This is a genomic window from Enterobacter cloacae complex sp. IR5418, from assembly GCF_049238105.1.
GTDB lineage: Bacteria > Pseudomonadota > Gammaproteobacteria > Enterobacterales > Enterobacteriaceae > Enterobacter > Enterobacter hormaechei.
In genome coordinates this window covers 204,862-212,652 of the sequence record NZ_JBMKHS010000005.1, presented here as the reverse complement: position 1 = coordinate 212,652, position 7,791 = coordinate 204,862, and the positions used below count along the sequence as shown (strand labels likewise).

At 54.4% G+C, this 7,791-nt stretch carries 7 protein-coding genes and 1 pseudogene; 5 read left to right on the top strand and 3 right to left on the bottom strand.

The window, feature by feature from the left end; translation table 11 throughout:
* Positions 1 to 106 precede the first annotated feature (106 nt).
* A pseudogene (locus ACOTX7_RS06715) lies at positions 107 to 2,089 on the top strand (alkyl/aryl-sulfatase).
* Positions 2,090 to 2,191: 102 nt separating this feature from the next.
* Here the strand turns inward: ACOTX7_RS06715 and ACOTX7_RS06710 are convergent.
* Positions 2,192 to 3,076: an SDR family oxidoreductase gene (locus tag ACOTX7_RS06710; protein ID WP_006811857.1), complete on the bottom strand. Its 885-nt coding sequence runs from the start codon at positions 3,074 to 3,076 to the stop codon at positions 2,192 to 2,194.
* Positions 3,077 to 3,137: 61 nt separating this feature from the next.
* Entirely contained in the window at positions 3,138 to 3,527 is a 390-nt protein-coding gene (locus ACOTX7_RS06705; RefSeq protein ID WP_047355214.1) for a YdeI family stress tolerance OB fold protein, read from the bottom strand.
* Between the two features lie 139 nt (positions 3,528 to 3,666).
* On the opposite strand from ACOTX7_RS06705, the gene ACOTX7_RS06700 reads away from it, so the two are divergent.
* From ACOTX7_RS06700 to ACOTX7_RS06685, 4 genes are read left to right on the top strand one after another with little or no spacing between them, the layout of a single operon-like run.
* Positions 3,667 to 4,170, top strand: a complete 504-nt coding sequence (locus tag ACOTX7_RS06700) for a hypothetical protein (RefSeq protein WP_006811855.1) — start codon at positions 3,667 to 3,669, stop codon at positions 4,168 to 4,170.
* A 9-nt stretch (positions 4,171 to 4,179) separates the two neighbouring features.
* Positions 4,180 to 4,626: a DUF421 domain-containing protein gene (locus ACOTX7_RS06695; RefSeq protein ID WP_221256432.1), complete on the top strand. Its 447-nt coding sequence runs from the start codon at positions 4,180 to 4,182 to the stop codon at positions 4,624 to 4,626.
* Between the two features lie 11 nt (positions 4,627 to 4,637).
* The gene (locus ACOTX7_RS06690) at positions 4,638 to 5,156 is read left to right on the top strand and encodes a 2-oxo-tetronate isomerase (RefSeq protein WP_047355216.1); all 519 of its coding nucleotides are present in this window, start codon (positions 4,638 to 4,640) and stop codon (positions 5,154 to 5,156) included.
* 16 nt (positions 5,157 to 5,172) lie between these two features.
* The gene (locus ACOTX7_RS06685; protein ID WP_213828027.1) at positions 5,173 to 6,159 is read left to right on the top strand and encodes an SDR family oxidoreductase; all 987 of its coding nucleotides are present in this window, start codon (positions 5,173 to 5,175) and stop codon (positions 6,157 to 6,159) included.
* Here ACOTX7_RS06685 and ACOTX7_RS06680 read toward each other — a convergent pair whose 3' ends face one another.
* Positions 6,160 to 7,785: an alpha-amylase family protein gene (locus tag ACOTX7_RS06680; protein ID WP_221256431.1), complete on the bottom strand. Its 1,626-nt coding sequence runs from the start codon at positions 7,783 to 7,785 to the stop codon at positions 6,160 to 6,162. It abuts the gene before it with no gap.
* Between the last annotated feature and the right edge of the window lie 6 nt (positions 7,786 to 7,791).

The window sequence follows — 7,791 nt, the reverse complement described above, 5'->3', positions numbered from 1 at the left end:
AACACAACCCGCTACGGGGGAGACTTACCCGAAATCTGATTTATTCAACAAAGCCCCTCCTTTCCCCCCATGTACCGCCAGCGTGAATATGACTCCTCGAGGATATATGAAATTTAAAACTCTCGTTAGTGCAACGGTTGTGGCTGGTCTGGTAGTGGCCTCACTGGTCTCATTGCCTGTCCTGGCACAAAAGGAGGGGAAGGGAGCCACTGCCCATACCAAAGAAATGAATGAAGCACTTTACGGTCAACTGCCCTTCTTTGATAAAACCGATTTCCGAAATGCGCACAAAGGCTTTATTGCCCCGCTGCCATCTGAGGTGATTAAAGGCGAAAAAGGCGCCGTTATCTGGGACCCCCAGCAATACGCTTTTATCAAAGAAGGGCAAAAAGCGCCGGATACCGTCAGCCCGAGCCTGTGACGTCAGGCACAGCTGAATAATATCGGTGGTCTGTTTGAGGTCACGGACGGGGTCTACCAGATCCGCAACCTCGATCTGTCGAATATGACGATCATAGAGGGCCAAAAGGGGATCACGGTTATCGATCCGCTGGTGTCTGCGGAAACGGCCAAAGCGGGCATGGATCTTTACGTTAAGCATCGCGGCAAGCGCCCGGTTGTTGCCGTTATTTATACCCATAGCCACGTCGATCATTATGGCGGCGTGCGTGGCGTGGTGGATGACGCTGAGGTGACGTCCGGCAAAGTGAAAGTCTATGCCCCAGCAGGTTTTATGGAAGAGGCGGTATCGGAAAACATTATGGCCGGAAATACCATGAGCCGCCGTGCCAGTTATATCTACGGAAACCTGTTGCAGCCCAATGCAACAGGTCAGGTAGGGGCGGGTCTGGGGACGACCACTTCAGCCGGAACGGTCACGCTCATCGCGCCGACTCATGCCATTACCAAAGACGGGCAGAAAGAGGTCATCGACGGTCTCACCTATGATTTTATGCTGGCGCCGGGGTCGGAAGCGCCGTCGGAAATGCTCTGGTATGTGGAGGAGAAAAAGCTGATTGAAGCCGCAGAGAACGTCACTCACACCCTGCACAATACTTACTCGCTACGCGGGGCGAAAATTCACGATCCGCTCGCATGGTCAAAGTACATCAATAACGCCATCGATCGTTGGGGTGATAAAGCGGACATTATCCTCGCGCAGCACCACTGGCCCACGTGGGGTAATAAGAAAGTGGTGAAGCTGATGAAAAGCCAGCGTGATATATACCGCTATATCAACGACCAGACGCTGAGACTGGCTAATAAAGGGCTGACGAGGGATGAAATAGCCGCTAATTTCGCCCTGCCTTACGGGCTGGCAAAATCCTGGGCAGGCCGTGGCTATTACGGCTCGGTAAGCAACAATGTCAAAGCCACCTATGTCTACTATCTTGGCTGGTTCGACGGTAATCCGGCGACGCTTGATGAACTCCCTCCGGTCGAGGCGGCGAAAAAGTATGTCGAATACATGGGCGGAGCCAGCGCGATCCTTGAAAAAGCCCGGGTTGATTATGCCCGTGGGAATTACCGCTGGGTGGCGCAGGTGGTCAGTAAAGTCGTCTTTGCCGATCCGAATAATAAGGCAGCGCGCGAACTCGAAGCGGACGCGTTTGAACAGCTGGGATACCAGGCGGAGTCAGGGCCGTGGCGTAACGCCTACCTCACCGGTGCGCAGGAGTTGCGTAACGGCGTGAAGAGAATGCCGACGCCCAATACGGCCAGCCCGGATGCGGTCCGTGCCATGTCGGCTGAGATGATTTTTGACTACTTCGGCGTGCACCTTAACGGCGTCAGCGCGGCGAATACCAGAGGCGTATTTAACGTTGATTTAGGCCGCGAGGGCGGAAAGTACAAGCTGGAGCTGGAGAATGGCGTGCTAAACCATAGCGCCAACAGCCAGGCTGAAAATCCGGACGCAACCATTACGCTCAGCCGCGACACGCTGAACAACATCATCCTTAAAGAGACCACGCTGAAAAAGGCGCAACAGGCAGGTGAGGTGACGATCGTCGGCAATGCCGCGAAGGTGAACGAAATGCTGCGCTGCATGGAGAGCTTCAGCTTCTGGTTTCCTGTCGTCACCCCTTAACCATAAAAAAGGCTGCTTTCGCAGCCCTTTAGCATTCGCCTGCAACAATTTGCCGGATGGCGGCTTCGCCTTACCCGGCCTACACTCTGCGCGCCTTGATCGTTAGATAACGCCGTCGCCGCCGTCTGAGCACCATACCTGCCCGGAGGTGTATGAACACTCATCCGAGGCCAGGGTGACATACAGCGGTGCGATCTCCACGGGCTGACCCGGGCGTCCCAGCGGGGTACTCTCGCCAAAATGTTTCACTTTTTCCTGTGGCTGCCCACCGCTGGGCTGAAGCACGGTCCAGTAAGGTCCGGGCGCTACCGCGTTCACGCGTATCCCCTTCGGCCCCAGCTGTTTCGCCAGCGCTTTGGTAAACACCGCGAGACAGGCTTTGGTCTGCGCATAGTCAAGCAGTACGGCGCTTGGTTTTACCGCCTGTACGGAGGAGGTGTTAATGATGGAAGCGGGGGCTTTCATGTGGCGCAGCGCCGCCTTTGTGATCCAGAAAGGCGCATAGACGTTAGTCTTAAAGGTCGCGTCAAAATCTTCCGTAGTCAGTTCTTCCAGCGACTCACGGTACTGCTGGCGGCCAGCGTTATTCACCAGGATATCCAGCCCGCCCAGTTTCCCGACGGCCTGTTCCACCAGGTTCTGACAGAAGGTTTCGTCCCGCACATCGCCCGGAAGCGCGACGGCATTCCGACCTTCCGCTTTAATCAGGGCGATCACTTCCGCTGCGTCCTCTTCCTCTTCCGGCAAATAGTTAATGGCGACATCTGCCCCTTCGCGGGCATAGGCAATGGCGACCGCGCGCCCGATGCCGGAGTCGCCCCCGGTAATCAGCGCCTTCTTACCGGCAAGACGGCCATGCCCTTTGTAACTTTTCTCGCCGTGGTCGGGTACGGGTTCCATTTCTGACGCCAGGCCCGGTGGCGTCTGGGGCTGCTCCGGGAAAGGAGGCGTTGGGTAAGCGTTCGTACGTTGTTCATTATCACTCATAGCTAACTCCTTGTTAGGGGTGAGATTTGATGGATAGGTACAGCGTTAACGCTTCGCTGAATTATTTTTGCAAGTGGCTGACCCGCACTACAGGGGGGGATGTCTTTTTATCGAGCGAGCCGCTAATACTGATCATGTTGTCAGGTTCCACGGTTCTGTCGTCAAATACCGCTTTCGGGATAATAACGTCGATTTTCCCAGTTTTATCCTGGAATACGTATTTATCGCCGTTGCCATCAATAAGATTGCCGCGCAGTGAAATAGAGGCACCATCATGCATCTCTTTCGCCTGAGTAATGGTCATAATGCGCGCATCATCGGTACCACGATAACCGCTGTCCAGCGCATGTGGTGGTGGGGGCGCTTCACCCTTTTGTAACCCGCCGTTATTATCTGCCCATGCGGAAGGGATAATTAATATTAACAAGGCTGAAATCACTGATAATTTCATCTGTTATCCTTCATTTTGGATGTCTTGACTTATTAAGTATTGTTGCTATTCCTTTATGTGGCAAATGTGATAAGTCTTAAAAGCATTTGCACAGTAAAATCATAAATTTCGGCTATTAAGCGAAACGGTGACGACAGCCATGGAACCAAAAAATGAAAAAGTGCCTGGGATAAAAGAGAGTTATCGTTTACTGACGTTTGAGTACGCATTTCGCCAGGTGGGTTTTATTGTGCTGTTAGCTATTATCCTGGCGGCGATTGCCGGGCTGTTTTCCAGCGGCCTGGTGAGTGACGAGGAAAAAACAAACTCAGCAAACTCTCTGACATTGAACTATGAGCGGTTCGGCCGCCGCCAGACCGAATCGCGGATGGCGCTGACATTCCCGGTAACGTCTGAGGGGAAATATACCCTCAGTCTGACCAGCGAAACCAGCGACACGTATGAGCCTGGCAGCGTCTGGCCACAGCCGGACAGCATGTACAGCCGGGGGAATACCCTGTTTCTCGTCTACGATCGTTTAAAACAGACCGATAAATTTACCGTTTTGTTATTCATCACGCCGTCAAAAGCAGGGAAGTGGACAAACAGCATCCGCGTAAACAACGAGCCGGATATTCGTTTCTGGCAGTTTATTTACCCCTAGGAGTCAAATATGGACATGGTTTTTCGTGCCCTGGCAATTTACCTGTTTCTGGTCATTGTGTTTAAAGTCGCCGGGCGACGCGCCCTGCTGCAAATGACCAGCTTTGACCTTATTTTGCTCTTAATTATCAGTGAGGCGACACAGCAGGCGCTGTTAGGCGAAGATTTTTCCGTCACCGGAGCAATGATTACAATAACAACGCTGGTGGTGGTGGATATTATTTTTGGCCTGCTGAAGAAATATTTTTCCACGGTTGAGAATATTCTTGATGGTACGCCGGTGATATTGGTGGAGAACGGTGTTCCCCTTGCCGATAAGCTAAAAAAAGTCGAAGTGTCCTGTGATGATATATTGGTATCAGCCCGCCAGAACCACGGCATTACAGAATTGAAAGAGATTAAATACGCTATTCTTGAGCGTAATGGTCATATTTCTATTATTCCTGACAAAAATTAAGGGGCCACGGTATGAGCAATCTTATTCACGATAACAACAGCACCATCAGTGAACTGACGAAAAAGCTCGCCACTCAGCTCACGGACAGAGGTTTACGGTTAACCACCGCAGAGTCCTGTACCGGCGGTAATCTGGCGGTTGCGCTTTGTGCCGAAGAGAACACGGCGGAATTTTATGACGTTGGCATGGTGGTGTTCAGCGATGCGGCGAAGGAGAGGATCCTCGGCGTGCGTCACGAAACCATTGAGCGCTTCACTGCCGTCAGTGAACAAACGGTAACCGAAATGGCCGCTAAAATTTGTGAAATTGCCGAGGCGGATATCGGTGTTGCCATCAGCGGTTATGCGGGGCCGGAAGGCGGAGACGATGGCACGGCTGCCGGTACGGTCTGCTTTGGCTGGAATATACGCGGAAAGACGGTCACCCGCACCGTGCTGTTTTCCGGTGAATGTCAGGATGTGGTGGATAAAGCGGTACGTTATTCCCTGTCTGAACTGATCGAAATCCTCTCCGGCTGGGATAACGTCTGAAACAAGGAGAAAGGCTATGGCTGTCATCGTGATTACCGGCGGTACGGCGGGCGTGGGAAAAGCCACGGCGCTGCATTTTGCCAAAGCAGGCTACGATGTGGGCATCATTGCCCGCGATGAGCAGAGCCTGCGCTCCACAGAAGAGGAACTGCGCCGTTTCGGGATCAACGCCTGTGCCGTTCAGGCCGACGTGGCGGACAGCAAGGCGGTGACGGATGCTGCTAACGAGATTGAATATCGGCTGGGAGCCATCGATGTATGGGTGAATAACGCCATGGGCGGGATGCTGGCGCCGTTTCGCACCATGTCCCCTGAGGAGTTTCGCCGCGTCACCGAGGTGACCTATCTGGGCTATGTTAACGGCACCCGTGCCGCGCTGGAGTTAATGACCCCACGCGATCGCGGGACGATTATTCAGGTTGGCTCCGCGCTGGCCTACCGCTCCATTCCCTTGCAGTCAGCCTACTGCGGGGCGAAAGCTGCGATCCGCGGATTTACCGATGCCGTGCGCACCGAGCTGATGCATGAAAACAGCCGGGTGCAGATCGCAATGGTACAGATGCCGGGCCTCAACACGCCGCAGTTCGAGTGGGCGAGGAATAAATTTGCCTGGGCAATGCGCCCGGTTCCTCCTGTCTTTCAGCCGGAAGTGGCTGCCAGCGCAATTTTTAAGGTGGCGCAAAAACCGGTGCGGGAACTGTGGGTGGGAAGCAGCACTGTCCAGTCGATTGTCGGGCAGTTTCTTTTCCCCGGCTTTCTGGACCGGCTGATGGTCAAAAAAGCCTGGGAAGGGCAGATGACCGATACGCTAAATGCGGATGACCGTCAGGACTATCTGGATCAGCCGGTTAATGACCTGCATAAAATCCACGGGCACTTCACCAACGAAGCAAAAGCGCGCGCCACCAGCGTCACCTCCGGCATGCCGGGGAAAGTGTTGCTCGGCTCCCTTGCCGTCACGGGCGCGATCGTGGCCCGTCTCCTGCTCTCGCGGAGACGATAATCAGCGTAGTGCGGTACGATCGGTCCAGAACCAGCGGTAGCCATAGCCGCTGAGGTTAAGCGCGACGGTTTTGCCGCACTCCAGCACGTCGCTGTAGTGTTTATCCGCCAGGCAAGCGGTCCAGGTCGCATGTCGGATCCCTCTGGCGGTAAAATTAACGGGCTTATCGCTGAAGTTTACGAAGGTCAGAATGCTGCGCGTGTCAGTTTCGTAATAGATCCCCAGTACCGCATCGCTGTCGATATTAATAAGACGAAACGGCGCGATGCCGATTTCTGGAAACTCCGAGCGCGTGTTGGCGATGTCGATAATGCAGTGCAGAAGCGAGTTACGGTGCAGCAGCGAATCCGCCACGTTGATTGTTTGATAGCGGTACGGGCCGCGGTCAATCATCGGGGCGACAAAGGTTTCCGGGTCGGCATCTGAGAAACCACCGCCTTGCGATCCGGCCCATTGCATTGGGGTGCGTACGGCGTAACGCTCCTCCAGCGCTAAATCATCCCCCATGCCAATCTCATCCCCGTAGCGCATAACCGGCACGCCCGGCAGCGAGAACAAGACCGCATGGCAAAAGGCCAGCCGCTTTCGATCGCCATTGAGCATCGGCGCCAGACGGCGGCGGATCCCGCGCTGATAGACACTCATCTCTTCGTCAGGAGCAAAGGCATCGATGACGGTTTGTCTGTCTTTTTTACCTATCCCAGCCAGATCCAGTTCATCATGATTGCGCAGCCAGTTGGCGAAACAGCAGGAGTCCGGCGGCACAATCATCTTCTTCACCGCGTTGCGCAGCGGCCGAGCGCTCTTCTCTGCCAGGCTGACGTAAAAGTACTTGTTGAGCCAGAAATTCAGCACCAGATTGAGCCGGTTGTTTTGACCGAAATAATCTTTGTAGGCCTCGACCTCCACGTCGACTTCGCCTAGCAGGATCGCGTCCGGGTTACGCTGCTCGATAAGACGGCGCAGATGCTCCAGGATCCACAGCCCGCGTTTTTCATCCCCACGTCCGGCCTGTTTTGTCAGGTGCGATGCCGCATCCAGGCGAAAGCCCGACACCCCGAGCTTTAGCCAGAAGATGATGATGTTCTCCACCTCCTTCAGCACGGCGGGGCAGGCCAGGTTGAGATCCGGCTCGTGGTGATAAAACATATGCCGGTAGTATTGCCCCGCCTCGTCGTCCCATGTCCAGATGCTCTTCTCCACGCCGGGGAACATCGGCGGCGTATCGTCATCGTCCGTGTCGGACCACAGATAATAGTCACGGTAGGGGGATTGCGGGTTGCGGCGTGCCTGTTGAAACCAGGGATGCGCATCGGAAGTATGCTGGATCAGCAGCTCAATAATGACCTGCATCCCCAGCTCGCGCGCCAGTTCAATAAAAGCGATGATATCGTTGAGCTTGCCGAAGCGGGGATCGACCTGCAAATGGTCGCTCACGTCATACCCTTCATCGAGAAAAGGCGTGAGGTAAAACGGGGTGATCCAGATAACCGTCGCACCCATCCGGCGGATATAGCGCAGCTTCGCGGCGATTCCGGCGATGTCGCCACAGCCATCGCCGTTAAGATCGTAAAACAGGGCGGTATCAATCTGGTAAATAATGGCGCGTGTATGCCAGCCTGCCATAGCAAT

Bases quoted from the DNA above. Each gene is read 5' to 3' on its own strand.
- ACOTX7_RS06710 (WP_006811857.1), bottom strand. From the start codon at position 3,076: ATGAGTGATAATGAACAACGTACGAACGCTTACCCAACGCCTCCTTTC.
- ACOTX7_RS06705 (WP_047355214.1), bottom strand. From the start codon at position 3,527: ATGAAATTATCAGTGATTTCAGCCTTGTTAATATTAATTATCCCTTCC.
- ACOTX7_RS06700 (WP_006811855.1), top strand. From the start codon at position 3,667: ATGGAACCAAAAAATGAAAAAGTGCCTGGGATAAAAGAGAGTTATCGT.
- ACOTX7_RS06695 (WP_221256432.1), top strand. From the start codon at position 4,180: ATGGACATGGTTTTTCGTGCCCTGGCAATTTACCTGTTTCTGGTCATT.
- ACOTX7_RS06690 (WP_047355216.1), top strand. From the start codon at position 4,638: ATGAGCAATCTTATTCACGATAACAACAGCACCATCAGTGAACTGACG.
- ACOTX7_RS06685 (WP_213828027.1), top strand. From the start codon at position 5,173: ATGGCTGTCATCGTGATTACCGGCGGTACGGCGGGCGTGGGAAAAGCC.
- ACOTX7_RS06680 (WP_221256431.1), bottom strand. From the start codon at position 7,785: ATGGCAGGCTGGCATACACGCGCCATTATTTACCAGATTGATACCGCC.